Origin of the sequence: Hyphococcus formosus (genome assembly GCF_046736345.1) — a bacterium.
Lineage (GTDB): Bacteria > Pseudomonadota > Alphaproteobacteria > Caulobacterales > Parvularculaceae > Hyphococcus > Hyphococcus formosus.
Window position 1 is genome coordinate 1,387,141 of record NZ_CP157210.1, and the last position, 17,884, is coordinate 1,405,024.

The following is a 17,884-nucleotide window of genomic DNA, read 5'->3' on the forward strand; positions in this document are numbered from 1 at the left end:
AACCGAGCGCCCCATGATTCTCATCGCCTCGAACCTTACTGTTCACTTATTCCGTTTGCTATTTTTTTCGTCATGTATGTTCAACCAAACGCTCACAGAAGCAGTTCGAGGTCGCTTATTCCAATGACTAAGAACCATCATATAGCAAAGTGCGTTTTCGCCATTGGCTGCGCGATTACCTATCCGGCAATGGCGCAAGGTCCGGCGGAAATTGCGCAAATCCGTGACGAATTACAATCGCTACAGCAACTTCAATTAGAGTTGGATGACCGCATTAATGAGTTAGAGGGCCGGCTAACGCAGAGCGAATCCGCATCTGAACATCATCCAGAGATAATTAAGGTTGCTCAGCTAAAACCGCGCCCCAAAGAACCCCCGCAACCTAAAGCTTCTCAAATTCGGCTTTCCTTGGGCGGCGATATGCGCGTTCGCTACGAGGCCAATTTTTCAAGCCATGATGACTACAACCGTTCTCGCGGTGCTTTGCGCGCAAGGCTACGTGCAAAATATCTCGTGAACGATCACATTGCATTGGGTGGGCAACTCAGCACTGGCGATCCCGATGACCCAAATAGCGGCGATATTACCCTTTCTAATTTCGTCGATGACTTTCAAGTCAGTTTGGACAAAGCGTATATTCGATCGCAGTTGGGCGGTCTGAACCTCGTCGCTGGCAAGTTTTCGAACCCATTCGATCGGACAGATAGAATTTGGGACGGCGATGTAAATCCGCAAGGGATAAGCGGTAGTTTTGATTTGCTCGAATCGGAATCGGATAGTCTAAAGGCGCATACTCTTGTTTTCCTTATAGACGAAGAACCTGTAGGAGAAGACGCAGCAATGGTTGGTGGACAGATTGAATTGGTTCATCAATTTCAGCCATCTTTCCGAACGCATTTGTCTATCGGATATTACGATTATCGCTTGCACAATACGAATAATGCGGACCTAGGTGATATTCGCACAAATCGATATCTAAACGGTGCCTTTTTATCGAATTTCGAGATTTTATCCCTAATCGCGCGCGCGAATTGGACAATATCCGAGCAATGGCCCCTCGAAATCAGCGGCGATTATTCTCATAATTTTGGTGCCATACGAACAAACGGCACCCATACAGACGATTCATTCGGAATCGATTTACGCGCTGGCAAATTGTCCCGCCGAGGCGACAGCCGCTATTCGTATGGCTACGCAGAGTCGGACGTCGATTCGACGATCGCAGCTTTTGCACAGGATAATATCGATTTTGGCACAAACTATATCCTGCATAGCCTGACATTCGACTATGCGCTGTCCTCATCGCTCTATTTCAATGGCAGCCTTTACCATTACCGATTGAAAGACATGCAATTCGCACCCTTCGGGGAAGGAACCGAATGGCGAAACCGGCTTCGCCTGAACCTTATGGCGAAATTTTAGCTCGGCCCAAAAGTACCATCAGGCAATTGATAGAAAACAACACGAAATTCAAATCTCGGATTAAGCGGATAACAAAATGATTTTTCTCTCTGTACTTGGTTCAATGATAGCCAGCAACGCGGCAGCACCGGTCGAACCTTATACCGATGATCCCGCGATCGTGTTTGAACTCGATTATACATCTGACATTTGGGGAAATGTCTCTGGTGGCACCGAAGCCGGGGTCCGCTATCTAAACAATGTCGATGCAACACTCGAACTCGATCTCAACAAACTTGGCATCATGCCGAATACCACAATTTTTCTTTACGGCCTTTATAATAATGGCGAAGCTTTTTCCGGCGATCTCGCTGGTGATGCGCAAGTCATCAGCAATATTGAAGCTCCTGTTGAGGCCATCCGGCTCTACGAAGCATGGATCGAACATGAGTTCTGGGATGGATTAGTCTCCCTCCGCGCGGGCCTTTATGACGTAAATTCCGAATTCGATGCACTGGAAACATCGTCACTATTTATAAATAGTGCACATGGCATCGGCACTGAAATCGGCCAGACCGGCGAAAACGGGCCATCAATTTTCCCGATCACTTCTCTCGGTGCACGCGCATCCATCAAACTAAGCGACAATTGGACATTTCGCTCGGCAGTTCTCGATGCCACGCCGGGCGACCCAAACGCATTGAAGCGGACAGCCGTATCGTTGAATGACGGCGCACTCATATTTAATGAGCTCGAATATAAACTACCCAAGCTCAAGGTCATTGCCGGGCACTGGCGATACACAAATTCTTTCGAAACTTTCGACGGTGATTTAACCGACGGCAATGCTGGCTATTATGCACGAGGTGAAGCCGTCATCCGCGGCGATCATTTTGAGGATACTAACGCGGTATCCATTTTTGCACGGTTAGGAAATGCGATCGATCAGCATAACGACTTCCAATTTTTTTACTCGGCTGGTGTTGTCATGAACAGTGCGCTCCTTGAAGGTGACAAGCTCGGTCTCGCTGTGGCGATCGCAGAAACATCAGCGGAGCGAAAACGCACCGATCCGCTCGCGCTACCCAATGAGACCGCGATAGAGCTCACCTATGCTGTCGATATCTCGGAACGAATTCAACTCCAACCGGACATTCAATACATTATCTCTCCGGGTGCTGATGGCCACACAAGGAAAGATGTTCTTGCCTTTGGCTTGCGTAGCGTATTCCGTTTGGGGCCATAATAGTTCACCTGTAACAGATCTATTTCCGATAAATCAATGCTGACCCGAATAGGCATTAATGTCGGTCAGGTTGAACCGCCGAACGTCGTAATCGCTAAGTAACGCATACGGTACAGACCCCGTCAGGATTTTATCCCAAATTCAAACGCCTTACTCTGTGTCCTGGCGCCTTCACATGTAAGCGAGCTCGCCGAACAACATGCATTGTCAATTTCAACATTCGCGCTCTCCGATTGGCATCGTAGCTGGCTTTCACGCACTTTATAAACCAATGGCGTACAGAGACCGCTTCAAACAACGATACCCCCAGAAACGGACCGCTGGCTCCGACTAACCGCCTGTTCAGGTATTCGCTAAACGCATCTGTTGCATTCATTTAACTCCCAACTTTTGGTCTATCCACGCTTGCGATGGTAAGATAACACCTCGCAAAATTAGGAGTATTAAAAGTCGACCCCGCCGACCGTTAAACCGCCGGCGGGGCACAGCAGCGCTCCTGCAAGGGTGGGGAAATTTGGAGCGCGCAAAGAGTAATTATTATGATCGCTCCGCTTGCCGGCCCATTAATCGCTGAAAACGATCAATCGAAGTAAGGTGTAAATAGACCAGACCTAACCAGCCCTTTTTATTCCAATCCAGAATTGTCGCCTCCGGCAGAGCATCAAACCGTTGAGGGTCCACAATCCTAAATCCGGCAACACCTAATTTATCGCCGCTTACCGGGAGCGTAACGTCAGCCCTACGGTCGACCAATATATCGGCCTCTATCAGTGCTTGTCCGAATTTCTTGGTGACAATTACATCGCTGTGAAATCGTTCACAAAAGCGCACCAAATTTTCGAGCGGTGCCGAAGGCTTGCCGTCTTCGAACAGAGCAATTCCTTCTGGTTCCTGATTGTCGTTCATATTGCTGTTGATTATTCGCTCGCTGGCGGAATCGATCATCAGGACTGGAGCATTCTCCGATTGTACCTGAATGCTACCGAATGGGTATCGTCGAACATAAGCAGGGATATATAATAATGGATCCCACTGTCCATCTAACACTGAGAGGTTTTCCCCCTTCAACCCTAACAGTGCAATCGGCGCCGCAGTCTCTCCGGCAAATAGAATTGGATAATCATGGCACGCCATAGAAAATTCTGTCGCGGTGACCGGGGCGACCACCGTATCAGAGGCGAAACTATAATCGCCTTCACGAATTCTCCAATTTGCGTGCTCCTTCGTAGAGAGAACGACGGGCTTTTTGTAGAATAACGGAAGTTTTTCCTGTGAAGAGTTACTCATAATATTACTTTCTTTTACTCAGACGCCTTGCGTCAGCCAATATTAGCTGACGCCTCAAGTAGGCCCGTCTATTGGGCTTTACGGATCATAATCGTTTTATGATCGACGGGTACCGCAACGAACGCATCCCCGAGAAGCTGGTCGAACGCGTCTTGCATTGTCATTGTTCCGTATACACCTGATGTTTGACCGGCTGTAACGGTACCTGCGTCATACAGTATGTTGTATCCGCTGATCTTTCCAAGGTCCTTAACAGCAATATCAAGATCGTTGGATGCAATATTAAATGTCATTGGTTCGTCTGACCACGAAACTTCTTCGTCTTCATTTTCAGTCGGCGACGGTTGATTACCATTGTCGCTGCTTTCGCATCCATCAACATTACCAGCATCATCTTCACATTGCTCATCGTCATAGCCTGTTACCTCGACTTCGATCAGTGATGGTGAGGTGACAGCGTTATTGTTTTGAACCGCTTTAATCGCATCATCCAAAGCATCACCCGCAGCTAGAGACTTAGACCCCAGGTCACCGACATCCAGCGATGTTGGAGGGGCCGCAGGAGGAACCGGTAGACCGCTTGAACGACCGATAACGTCGATATTATCCGTTCCAAGAATTTCGATTGCGAATACATTGAAATTCCCGGACACGCGAACCCCGGCATCACCAGCATCGACCAAACCATATGATGCAACAAGGTCAACGTCAGCGGGCGGTGTGCCCTCAGTTGACGCCAATGTGCCTATCCCCGCCCCTGTCGGAAGGCCAGCTGGAGATCGGGTGAGGTTGGCGATTTCGTCAGTGGCGTATTCATAAGTCGCTGGCGAGAGTGATGTCTTTGCGCCATTACCGGCGGCGATATTCCCGAACGATGACCATATCATCAGGTTCCCGCCCTCTGTCGTAAGAATGCGCGACTGATTAACGTCAATATCACCATGGGCAAGGATATTCACTGCACCACCATTTTGAGTGACGATGCCAGACCGAAGCGCGTCACCATTCTGATCTTCGTCAGACGGCTGTCCAGTTTGAGCATTCGTAGCAGATATACTTGCTAATCTGAAAAAGCCCCCCGGTACCACCACGCTTACATCACCACCCTCGGAGATGATGCGACTAGCGAAAGTTTCAAAATCACCTTTCCAGCGGCTATCACCGTCGTTGAGTGTTTCATCGGCCGCTTTTTCGGCACCGGGATAAAGCGTAGCGATCGCGTCATACCCACGGTTTGCTGAACCAAACCGATCATTTTCGAAATCATTTGCTTCGCGACTTGCGGTCCGCATTTCGAGGAACAGAACATCACGATAGAACGATGTTTTGTGTTCAATCGGAAGTTCGTTCCAGAATGCGATGGCATCCGGAAGATAGGCAAACTGCTCCTCTGCGCTATCTAAAGCTTCAAGCCCCTGCAGGGAACGGACAAAATTTACTAGGCCTTCCCGGCGTTCCGGCATGAAGAATTCCGGTTTTAGGTTCCCTTCATCAGCCTGCGCAGCAGCTAAACGTGGAATCAGGCCATCATATGGAGTGACCTGGCTATCCGGCAGGGTCAGCCAATAATCCCACGCGTCAGACAGATAGGATTGAATATCGGCTTCGCTATTCAGTTCGGTTAGCCCTTGAAGCGTCCGAATGAAATTGACAAATCCACCTGCCATTTCTTCCGAAACCAATTCAGTGACCGCACCACTTCCGCGTGCATAGAACCGGTCGAAAAGGTAGATAGGCAGTTTTTCGCCATCGGTTACCTCCGCCAACAGAAACTCTGCCATGTCGTTGACTGTCTCGGGATTGAAGTATGCGTCTTCAAAAGCCATATAATTGGGTAGTTGGTTATACCCAACGCTGATGCCGATATCCGCAGTTTCGGTGTGACCTGCCCAGACGGTGACGCCGTCTTCCAATGTGCTCCGGCGCGATACGATACCTTGGCTATTGTCCGGGATCCAAAGATCGCCTCCCGATTCAATCTCTAAGCGTCCCGGCCCCGCGATCGTGACATGGCTCTTCGCCGCAAAATAGTCTCCGTCACTTTCAGCCGGCGTGTAATCGGAAAAGTATATTCCCTCCCCTGCTTTGATCAACGACAGATCCGAAGAATGATTGTGTTGAATGTCGAATGTCGGGAAATAAATGTTTTCGCCCGCCTTGACCCAAAGGGCTTCCGGTAAACTAACGCCCGCCATCGCGTTTAGATCACCATTACCCGCGTAGATCTTGCTTGGGGTTTGATCGCCATCGTGAAGGTTCGGCGTGAATGGACCTACATCGGTCGGTTCACCGACCAGGATCGGTAGATCGTAGACCCAATTCCCCATCGTGATACCGGTTACAATGTTCCGGAAATTATTTTCGAACCGATGCAAGTACCATTCGGGGTCAAATTTTGTTCTCGGCGCTGCAAGATCAACCTGATCATACTGTCCGATTGTTACGCTCTCGCCCGCAATAATTTCCAAAGTACCGATCGCTGATGGTGCCAGCTTCATACCACCAAGGACAGAAATGTCTCCGCCTGCCGCAACCATACTTACGATCCCAGGCCAGTACTCGATCATTCCCGTTGCGTTATTGTAGGTCGCTTCTTGAGTATTAATATCCCTACTGCGTTCTTCGTAATGGAACGGTTGAAGGATACTGAACCGGTTCGCGCCTTCTACATTTTTGTGATTATTGTGTACTGTGAGATCACCGCCAGCCGAGAACAGTTCAACCGAGGCATCTTCGGAGTAGCTGTTGAAAAACGCAACCTTGTTCGCATCATAACGACCATCATCGTCTAACGTGTAAACAGCGCTCAACAAGGGGTCCATCACGGCTTCGAGGTCAAGGTCGCCACCACTCGCAATGCGAATATTAGCGTCTGACGCATAGACCATTGTATAAAGATCGAACTTCCGAAGCGCACCTTTACCGGAAATATTGACTGAACAATTCCGATCACCGAACTCACAATTCAGCGGGTAAATCGGATCTCCATCGACAATATCATATTCGTACTCCTCTACATGGCTCGATGACTTAAACGAGCCCGAAGCCGTGATTTTGGCGTCGCCTTTCATCACCGTGAAGACGCCACCAAGAATATCCCCACCGGCAGTGACTTCAACATCGCCGCCACCGAGTTCGGTAAGCGTATAGGGTTCTGCTACACTGCCGTCACCGGAAATCCGACCGTTTGTTGGTGAAGAAACACCCAGATTACGGATATCTCCGCCCGCGACGATAGATATATCACCACCACCAAGAGCACCAATACCTGCTTGGTACTGACTATAATCAACATACCAATGACCGAGACGATGCGGATACGAATAGCGTTCCTTCAGCGACCGCATCCAACCGACTGGCGTTTGTGGGCTATCGGTATTGGCCAAAATATCATCACCAACGTTGATGTTGATATCGCCACCATTCTCACCGAACATCATTTCCGGCTCGAGCGAATTGTTAAAGGGAATGTCGGCCGCACGCGAACCTGCCGTATAGATTACGGATGGGCGCTGTTCCAGAACTAAATCATTATCCGCATGGATATTGATATCGCCATTACCAGTTCGAACCAAAAAGCCAGTCGGATTATAGACCTGTCCGTGCTCAACCGCGTCGTCATAGTCCCCCGAACGGGCACCGACAATCCAAGGAAGCGGACTGCGCGCATAATAGGAAGTATCCGTGTAATCGTTTTCACCTGCTTCGTACTGAATTAGCATATTTGTTACTGGATCAATGTAGTAGCCAGTATCAAAATCGCGATCGAGTTCAGCACCTAGCGTCCCGTCTGGATTGACGTTGTATAGCGCGCTTTCGACACCGTTCACGCGCAAATAATATGGCGCAGCCGGCGTTGGTTCTGTTTGCGGCACGTAACCTAGAGAATCCTTAAAGACTACTGGGTAATTGTTGTAGAGGAACACCGCGAATTGAACGAAACCTTCCTCATAGGTGTATGTACCACCTAGAGTATCGTTCATGATGCGGTCGAATTCCGCTTGATCTGCCGGCGACATATCTGCGCGTGATCCGTATGCGTTCGCAAGCAGGTTTATGAACGAGTCATTGTAGCTAGCATCCGCCAAGAATTTCGGATTATTCGCGATCAAATAGGCAACAAAATCGTTATAAGCATATTCCTCTGTGATCGTTCCGGCACGGAACCTACTCCATAGATCAGAGAAGTACGCGTATTCTGGATCGGTGTTGTCCATGTCTTTTCCGAAGTGGTAAAAGAACGCGGAGCGCAACTTAATCCAACCAGCGTAATAGTCCTCCGTTGTGTTCGGATCTCCGATGATTTGCGACATGTCATAATTATTCGGGTCAAGACGAATAATCTCCAAAGGATCACTCGCACCGCCAATAATAATTGATCCACTGTCCATTGTTGAACCATTGTAGTTCAACAGCGCATTGACCAGCGGGCTATCGATATTTGCGCCTGCAACGAGGTTCAATGTCCAGCTATTTCCATCAATCAGTTGCGCGTTGGGTTCCGAACTATCAAAGCCATCACTGATATTTCCGTTGATAAGAAGATCACCGGCGGCGCGAAGACTTAACACCCCTGCCACATTATCTGGACCATACCGCATATTGTGTAGGTCCCAATCGGTGACGAGTTCCATATCGCCGTTATTTCGCAAATCTATGCCGGGTACTAAAGTCGCATTCCCCAAGCGGGCTTCGACATGATTTGCATATGCGGCCGTCATAAACGCGTCAGCGTCTGCGGTAACCGTGTCGATTACTGCCTGGTCTATTGTCGCGATGTTGTCGTAGGCACGGAATGCTTCAGCTATAATACTCCGGGCTCCGTTGATAGCGCCAGCAATGGACCCAATAGCGATGTCGTTTCCGCCAACTTGTGGCGCACGGAAATGTACTTTCCCGCCTTGCGCGTTGTTGCCACTCACATCGATAACACCAGCAGGCATATCAGTCTGACCACCGTTTCTCCCCGCAGTAGAAATCGATACTGTACCGCCCTTGCCGCTTTCAGCTTTAGCTGAAGCGTCCAGAATTCCATTTGCGGTGAAGTTTATATTCTCAGCCGCTGCAAGGATAATATCGCCACCATTTGTGCCAATGGTGGAAATGGTTCCATCAACGAGGATTGATCCATCATTAGTTAGAAGGGCGAATTCGTGCACATTAATACGATCATCAATAGTGACGTCGCCAGCGCTAACTTCAAAACTACGCTTTTGATCAAAGCCAGCATTATTCAGAACTTCGTTGAGTTCTCCGAGATTTGAAAGCCGCTCAACGATTAACGAGAAACTTCCGCCAGCCTGTCCATTTGCGGCGTCCCCACGGATCTCCCCGTCAAGTTGAATATTTCCATTCGGAACACGGAGCTCGACGAAACCGGCGTTACCACCATTGTTGCCGCCGGAAACATTAATGATCGCATTATCCGCAACTACAATGTCATGATCGTCAGACGTCAGAGAAACGGTACCACCTGATATCCCGATTTCATGGTCAAAGATTGAAATATCAGTACCGCTTACGTCGATCACACCACTCTCGGCAATGTCAACATTCCCGGCAGTTGCATGCATTTGAACATTACCGCCGTTCAGTACAATGTGACCAGCATGACGGATGCTCGCACCTTTCAACTGTAGCGTCGCGCCAAGCGAATTGGCGGAACCCGTGACAGGCTCACTCTGTCCTGCGAGAATAATATCACCAGTTGCGATAAGACCGAGGCGGTCACCATTATTAACGGTCAAAACCCCCGCATCTACGGAGAGGTCACCTGCCGTATTTAAATTCCCCTCGCCCTTTCCGGCAAGTTGGCCATCGGTACGAAGCGTCACTGACGACACACCTGAGATGGCCTTATCCGATCCCGATATCGTGATATTCCCGCCTTCGAGCACAAGCTCTGAAGGCCCACTCGTAGCTGTAGCCGCTGCACCCGCTGTTGTATTACCAATGGTCAAGTTTTCGGCACGGATTGTCGTTTCCCCACCGTCACTATCGATGATATGAATCTCCCGCGAGTCCAGCGTCAAATCGCCGGTGGTATGAAACCCAACGCCGCCGTAGAGATCAATACTACTATAGCTTTTCAAGGAAAGGTCAGCTGCCGTCGCCAACGCATTCGCGGCGCTGCCACTAAACACTAGCCCGTCACTTACCCCAGAGACATCACCAAGGCTAATACGGGAAGCCGCGGCTGTGAGCTGCTCGGTACTAATTGTCGCTCCCTCGGCAAGGGAGGTATCTGCGGTTCCATCAATAGCAATAGACCGTTCACTGATTAATGATGCACCATCTTCAATTGAGATCTTGCCGTTATCAGCACTAATCAACACAAGGCCTAGGGCGTCGCGAACCGTATTGATTTCCGCAAGAAGTGATGGGTTTGCAATTAAGTCTCGTGTGGCTTCGATAGCCTCTGCGTCTCTAACGAACTCGGCTCTCTCACCGGCGGAAACGTGCAAGATTGCACCAAAATCAAGACTTCCATGGATGATCTCATCATCATTTGTGTAGCTGGTCCCTTTATCGTCGATCAATAAGGGGGCCGAAGCGATCATTTCGTAACGATCTGTGCCATCACTCATCTCACCGGTCGCCTCAATTGTCGTTCCCGATTTTACTTCAATATTCGAGGACGCGACAAAGATCATATCCTTACCGGAAAGCGTCGTTCCAGCGGTATCAAGTATAACGTCATTAGAGACCGTGGTGATCGTCGCGCCATTCTCATTCTGTCCGCGAATGCCACCTAGCAGCAAACTATTCGCCCCGAGGCTTTCAAGACTTTCGGCGTTAAGTTGTAAATAGTTTGCATACGCATCACTGTCTGTGTCTTCGCTTGTTACAACAAGACGGTCCGCCGCGATATCAACATATCCACTTCGTTTGCCATCAGATGGTGAAACATCTACTTTGCCATTTAGCGTCAACTCGGATCCAGCCAAAAGTACAACACCTCCTCCGTCATTCGGAGTCCGTGGGACTCCAAGATTGGATGTGTTGCTTCGTAATGAATTCCGGAGGAAACCCTCAGAATCGAAGAATGTATTCGCTAAACCAACATTATATGTAGACCGGGCACCCAATGTTGCTTGCGGCATAACAAGATAGCCAGCAGTTCGCGGATCTCTATATTTAACTGTCCCATCACCATTCGTAATAAGGCGGTATCCAGCTTGAACCACCGACCCATCAGGCTTGGGTGCTGACTGACCGAGCGGCATATCCGCGAATTCGCCGTAATGGTGCTTCGCGGTGACGCGATAGGCACCCGGCAAAATCGCATATCGCGCTGGCAACAACGTATATTCACCCTCAGGCAATCCATTTGCACCAGATAAATAAATTTTTCCTAGGTTTTCGACCGTATACCCATTTTCAGTACCGATTGGTGTAACATCTGTTTCATATCCTGGCAGGATCGCAAAAATCTCAGAATTATCTGCAACCCAATTATAATTTTGGTCACGATAACCAGATAGCCAATCGTTGGAACCACCGATTCCCGGAACAAACTCGTACGCTAATAAATCACCGCCACCGGAAACATCAACAATCGCACTGTCTTCCAGATGTACCTTGTCAGCGCTTATAGTGACGTTGCGATCTGGCAAATAGGAAAGTTCCAGCCTGCTGAATGGGTCAACCCAAGTATCGCCATCTCTTAAAGCACCATAGGGAATCACATTTCCGTCAGCCGAGACAGATGTAATTGAGCCCGGAATCAATTGAATTGTATCGCTCCCTTCTGAGCCATCATCATAAGCTTCAAGCGAAATAGCGCCTAGCGGTGACCGGAGCACACCCCCTTGCGTGATACGCGTAGCGCGTAGAGTCAGCTGTGCGGCCCCTTCTAGCGGAGAAGCATTGCTGAATGCATCATCTTCATCTTGCGCCAGGACGATAATCGAATGTCCGGCATCCAGTGTCATTTCTCGACCGGAAGCAACATAAGTCTGGTCGGCTTTGAGTGTCAGATTCCGGGCTGTTTCTATTGTACCGGCTGGCACTTCGAACGTATCGAATACGGTCGGCGCAAAACGAATATCACCATCGCTAAATAGGTTTACATTTTCAAAACCAGTAAAGTTTGCACCGGTTGAGTTAAGAACGGTACCAGCCTGCAGTGTGAACGAGGTATCTTCAAGAGTGTCAGATACGCCCAACTCGACGAGCGCTGCTTCATACCGATCATTGTCAAAATTCGAATCGCTAAGAACTTGTCCACGTAGACCGCCAATTTCGGTCAATAGGATATTTTCCGCATTCGCCGTGAAACTTGCGCCTTCGACGCTGTAGAAATTTTTAGCAGAGAGCTCGACTGAAAATAACGAATACGAACCACCTTCAACGCGTTCACCCAGAACAGACTCACCGGCAAAAACGATACCGCCATCACTTGCCGCAATATTGACCGACGAGAATCCACCGGCGTTAATATTTGACGGGGAAAGTGAGGTCTGAGGTACGACTTCTGCCAATGTCGGCATCTCAAATCCGTTCGCTTCAAAAAGCGGCAAAAATGTCTCATCAATCAATGGAGGTGGGGCTGGCATTACCCGATCAATTTCAACATCACCAATGAAGAACATCGGTGTTGGGGCATTCTCGGCCGCATCGATCCAGGCATCCAATGTCTGGGCGTAGGCAACGAGATCATCCGGAAGGTAGGTCTCTTCGTCGAAATTTATGCCCGCATAAATATGGCTATAGTCACCGAAGTCGACGGTACTCAAATCAACGCCAACCAAAGAGTAAACATAAGGTCTGCCATCGTCAGACAGATAGCCTTCTTTTAGGTTCCATGTTCCGCTGATAAGGCGATTGACCAAATGTGAAGCTCTTGGCCCTATCGATGCGCCTGCTCCACGAGCCGACCAGGTGAAATCAAAGGTACCACCACGCGCCCCTTCACCGCCCGCATGAGCCAATAGAACAGCGTTATCAATATCGATACTGTTACCAACAAAACTTAGCGTTCCACCGTTTGAGGAAATCGTTTGCTTACGGCGTATAATCGAACCATCACTAAATGTCGCGATATCGAGGTCAGCACTTGTGCCGGATACGTCGAAGACGACATCTTCACCAACAACCAAATTACCGGTGCGATAGTTCCCGGATATTATCCCCCCGTCGAGGACCTCTCCTGCCAGAAGCTCTCTGCCGGTTCTATCGGTTAAGCGTTCCGTAATGCGTACTGCACCCGGCGCAAGGATCTTCGCACCCGAAAGTGCCTCACCAACACTAATGAAACCAGCTGGTGCCAATAATGTACCGCCGACCACATCGGCAACGATAGAACCGCCGGGATTGACCTCGACATGGGCACCAGCTTCGACAATCGCGCCGGTAACCGTACCGGGTGCATCGCTGATAGCGGGGAAGAATGCCGTAAGATCGACCTTTACCTCTTCGCCAATTACGTTGAGCAAAAGATCAACGCCATTTCGTTGACCGGCCGGGCGCAATCCCGGCTGGACGTAGCCAGTGGTCGTCACATCCAGAATGTCACTTCCAGAAGGAGTGGTCCACGCCTTCGGTACGGCACCCTCCAAAGTCGCTTGAGCAATTTGCATTGTCTCTTGCGTAGCTTTTAATCGGGTGTTCTCAACAACAGTTAGCCCACCACTGAAGAAACGCACCGAAGAGAACGCGAGATTTTCAAAGAAACCTGGTGTCAGGAATTGCGCGACTTTGCGATCACCTAGATCGTCAGGCAATTCATCTCCGATGATAATCTCGCCACTTGTTTCCAATGCGAAGCCACCATTACCACCGAGGCCATACGCAGTGGCGTTATGGATAGCGCTGAAATCAACTTCATCATCAACATGCATGAAGTTGGTGATTGTTATGTCACCTCCTGTTCCACCGGATAGCACGCCATCGCGGTCCAACCAGCCGCCACCATTTGCCGTAATCTTCATCGTTTCTGGTAAGATGAACTTTACTTCGTCTGCAGAATTCACCCAGCTACCGTGGAAACTCGTAAGAGAGATATCACCCGCATCGATACGTGGCTCCGCCGCGATCGTAACTTCATCGTAGAGTTCGTAATCGGTGTACCACTTCGCACTCGTGTCGATGAAACTATCCGCACCAAAAATAATTCCCTGACCTTTAATCGAAACATCACCACCTTCAGTCAAAACCGAACCGAGGAAATTGACTGACGAAGTCGTGTTGAGGTCAAATGAAGCACCTTGCGCTAGATCTAGAACAACCCCACTCTCAACAGCAGTATAAAAACCATCGAGCGCACTATACCCGGTCTCCACGGGTGCGGGGGTTTCAAGCGTATGGTATTGATTGATCTGATAAGATCCCATCGTCGAGCGGTCGAACAGTGCTTCGGAAAGAAGAGTCGTGTTGTCGCGACGCCAGAATTTGTCTGAATAATCGAGATCGTCCGGCTCAACTTCCTCTCCGAACAGTACGCCATACTGATCGGCAAGAGAGTCTATCAGACCGAAAGAATCTCCGAGTAAATCCTCGATCTTAGTAATCAGAACCCGGCTGCTAATATATTCCCGTTCGGTTTCCGTCACCTCATTGAGAACGAAGCTCCCCCCAACCGGCATGTTATTCCGCTGATATTCTCCAACCGTAACACCACCCAGAAATGTACCTTGGAGCAAGCTATCGGGTGCGAATATTTTTATCGAACCGGCATCGCTACCTTCTACATAACTTTCTTCATACTGACCACGCGAAGAAGAAACGAGCGGGATATAGTAGGTTGTTTGCAGTCCCCACTTCGTATCATAATCAACCCATTGATCCGCCAACCCCATATAAACTTCGTCCGGGTCGGCTTCACGGATATCGATTACCGTTCCGTCTAACCGGCGGAGCATAGTTGTATAGACAAATCCATCTTCGTACGTAATCGAACCGCCAGAGACGTCGATCACTGATCCCGATTTCATAATCAGATCATCACCGGAAGCTAAGAAAAACTTCCCGCCTTCCGTGAGCAGTTGCTCCAGACCGACCTCAGTCTCGTTGTCGAAATTTTCCCAATCGACGATATTCGTGCCGAAGCGCCGATCTACGCTAATCTCTTTGCGATATAGCGGGCCGTCTTTCTGAACGGGAGAATTTTTTAACTCCGCAACGTAAACCGTACCGGTTACCTGATTGCTCTCCATCGAACGGGTTATTTCCCACCCTGATAGGTCAATGGTTGCACCGCTATCCATTAGGAAACGCGAACCATCTTCGTTGTTAGAATTACGCCCTGAACCAATTGGGTCGAGAATGTTGTGATCGCGATCAAGATAGAAACTGATCTCGCCTGAAGGCATATTGATGATCGAATCGCGCTCCATATGCGCTCGACCCGCATGCAATACAATCGATCCGACCGACTGCGCGCCTTCGGTAAGCGGTATAGTATCCAGCGCATTAAGATCCGGCGTGATCTGCGTTAGAGAACCTTCACCAAAAACAACTGTACCGTTTCCAAGCACAAATGGTCCGGACGTGTTTTGATAGTCCTTATAGTCACGCATCCACGCTTCGAAAGAAATATCGCTGCGGAAATTCGCAGTCGACGTCATAGTAATCGCGCCCATCTGCTCCAAATTGAAACCGCGAAAATCAACATTTCCGCCCTGAGAGGCGTTTATAATTCCTTCGTTTCGGGCTACGAACCCAACTTCCTCGGCGCGTTGTAACTGCTGATCAGCAATGTATTTTCCGATCAGACCACCGACAATATTGCGCCCGTCAAAGACACCGCTCTCGACCATCGACTGCGCGACGGCCGCGGGCATCACATCGCCTGCCTCATACCTTATCCCAGTGACTGCCTCGACGAAATCAACCCATTCCGCCGGAACTACACTATCTGTTGCGACATATACGAAGTTGACTCGGTCCCACTGAAGGAACGACGGCGCATATGGCCGAGTGTTGATAAAGTTTCTATGAATATCAAAGTTGTTGATAGCCCCGACATATACATCAAGATCCGCACCGCCATCTGAATCAATATAAATATTATCGCCGGCCGCCAGGATGATTTGTCCCTCGTCCTTAACGCTTAACATTCCCTGGTTCAGAACATTCGAGCCAAAAAGCATTATTTTGCCCTTATTACCGGCTTCGATCACACCAGATTGCGTTACCGTTACCGAAAAGCGCTGTGGGTCATTCTCATCAAATGCTGTAGGCAGATCTTGGATGAGGTTAAAATAGCGCTCAGAATCATACCGTGTCGGACTGCTCGAACTTTCGGGGTAAATCCACGTGTTACTAAATGTGGGATTAACGCGTTGGCTGTTCGCACTTCGAGAAAAAGACAATAGCCCTTGTCCATTTCCGCGCGAAACGTTCCAAAACCCATTAAAAGCATCGTCTTGAATTTCGAGAGAAGAAGCTACGACCTGTTGTGCATTGATCTCGCCGGCAATTACTAATCCTTCGCGTCCGATTAGAACAATGGATCCATTCGCATTGATCGTACCGCCAAGATTGACCACATCTCCCGACAGATCGCGACTGACTGCAATCCAATCCGCCTCACTTTGTTTCAACTCAAAGGTAGCATCGGAAGCGAGATTCATATCGCTCCAACTAATGACCGCTCTTTCGCGGTTTTGTGTGATGGTCACATCGCCATCAGCGATTACAACATCCGCAATACCCTGTGTTAGGAAATAGCGCCCAGCGTCTATTTCCGCACCCTCAGAAATATTGAATCCAGTTTCATCATTGATGACGACCGTCCCAGTGGCTTCGATACGACCATCGATTACAGCGTTGGCATTACGTCTTTGAGTATCATTTGTAACATCCGTGGGTTCAGTCAGATCACGATTGAATACCAACCAGTCTTCTGATTGTTGTTCGAACTTCAGAATATTATCGGTTTCGACTTCGAACTTTTTCCATTGAAGATCCGCACGTTTCTGGCTTTGCACAAAAGTCGTGGTGTCACCATCTACGTCGACATCACTAACGCCGCTCCCAACAACAAGCTGACGCGTATTGATCTGAGCGTCATCACCAATAAGAACGCCATTGTCATTGAATATATAAACAGATCCAAGGGCGCGAATCTCGCCATCAACTGTCGCAGCGTGATCGCCATGAACCCGATTCACAGCGATCCAATCTGATGACGCTTGCTGAAACTCAAGAATCTCATCTGTCTTCAGACGGAAATCTTCCCAATCAAGTACCGCCTTCGCTTCGGTTTGTTCGATCGTCATCAAATGCCGATCACCCTCTGTGCCAATGATGGGCCGATTTGCTCCGGTCCACTGCGACACTTGTCCATTCGCCCCTATTGTGCGACCGGCCTGCATTCCAACCATTGTACCGAAGGGTGTTTCTGCGGACGCAGATACCGGAACAACCACACTGGCTGCAGCAAATGCGAGAATACTTGAGCTCAGTTTGAGCGTTTTCGTTGAAAACCGACGTGAACTCTTAACGGCATTAGACAACATGACGAGATTCCTGATTACAATATTGATGCGTGTTGCGAAGTTTGACGGGATGACGAAGGGCTAGTCCTTCGTCTCCTGCAACGCCTCTTCCATTTTTTCTTGTACGCTCGGCGGCAAAGTCGATTCGTAGATTCTCGCCGCTCTCGCACGATCCTCGTAATCCTGCTTGAGATTTTCGATCTCCACGCGTTTTAGCTGTAGAAAAGGTTCCAACGATTTTTTCGAAAGCCCCTTTTCGATTATTTCGACAACGATGGCGTAAAGTTCCGCATTTCGTTCGATCCCTAGATCGATTAATTCATCTCGCAACAGAAGCTCCTTACGGAGACGTTCTACTTCAAGCCTCGCATTCTCTGCGATCTGTTGTTGGCGCTCCAGTTGCTTCTGCACCGATTGGCCCTGCTGCGCGGACGCTTCGTGACTAGGCATCGCTACCAATGAAGCAGCGACCATCGACATTGTGAGAAATAACTTTTTCATGGTTTAT

5 protein-coding genes are annotated in these 17,884 nt (G+C 49.1%); 2 read left to right on the plus strand and 3 right to left on the minus strand.

What is annotated here, in order from left to right; genetic code table 11:
• Positions 1 to 123 precede the first annotated feature (123 nt).
• Both ABFZ83_RS06390 and ABFZ83_RS06395 read left to right on the plus strand, forming a co-directional pair.
• The gene (locus ABFZ83_RS06390; RefSeq protein ID WP_411818604.1) at positions 124 to 1,422 is read left to right on the plus strand and encodes a putative porin; all 1,299 of its coding nucleotides are present in this window, start codon (positions 124 to 126) and stop codon (positions 1,420 to 1,422) included.
• Between the two features lie 76 nt (positions 1,423 to 1,498).
• Positions 1,499 to 2,647 carry a carbohydrate porin gene (locus ABFZ83_RS06395; protein ID WP_411818605.1) on the plus strand — a complete coding sequence of 383 codons (1,149 nt, stop codon included), beginning with the start codon at positions 1,499 to 1,501 and terminating at the stop codon, positions 2,645 to 2,647.
• A gap of 537 nt (positions 2,648 to 3,184) precedes the next feature.
• Here ABFZ83_RS06395 and ABFZ83_RS06400 read toward each other — a convergent pair.
• The 3 genes from ABFZ83_RS06400 to ABFZ83_RS06410 form a co-directional block, all read right to left on the minus strand.
• Positions 3,185 to 3,934, minus strand: coding sequence for a SapC family protein (locus ABFZ83_RS06400; RefSeq protein ID WP_411818606.1), 750 nt, complete (start codon positions 3,932 to 3,934; stop codon positions 3,185 to 3,187).
• Positions 3,935 to 4,002: 68 nt separating this feature from the next.
• Positions 4,003 to 17,397, minus strand: a complete 13,395-nt coding sequence (locus tag ABFZ83_RS06405) for a filamentous haemagglutinin family protein (RefSeq protein WP_411818607.1) — start codon at positions 17,395 to 17,397, stop codon at positions 4,003 to 4,005.
• 60 nt (positions 17,398 to 17,457) lie between these two features.
• Positions 17,458 to 17,877, minus strand: a complete 420-nt coding sequence (locus tag ABFZ83_RS06410) for a hypothetical protein (protein ID WP_411818608.1) — start codon at positions 17,875 to 17,877, stop codon at positions 17,458 to 17,460.
• Between the last annotated feature and the right edge of the window lie 7 nt (positions 17,878 to 17,884).

What these genes read in the sequence shown, in the direction of transcription:
- ABFZ83_RS06390 (WP_411818604.1), top strand. Translation starts at nt 124, where the DNA reads ATGACTAAGAACCATCATATAGCAAAGTGCGTTTTCGCCATTGGCTGC.
- ABFZ83_RS06395 (WP_411818605.1), top strand. Translation starts at nt 1,499, where the DNA reads ATGATTTTTCTCTCTGTACTTGGTTCAATGATAGCCAGCAACGCGGCA.
- ABFZ83_RS06400 (WP_411818606.1), bottom strand. Translation starts at nt 3,934, where the DNA reads ATGAGTAACTCTTCACAGGAAAAACTTCCGTTATTCTACAAAAAGCCC.
- ABFZ83_RS06405 (WP_411818607.1), bottom strand. Translation starts at nt 17,397, where the DNA reads ATGTTGTCTAATGCCGTTAAGAGTTCACGTCGGTTTTCAACGAAAACG.
- ABFZ83_RS06410 (WP_411818608.1), bottom strand. Translation starts at nt 17,877, where the DNA reads ATGAAAAAGTTATTTCTCACAATGTCGATGGTCGCTGCTTCATTGGTA.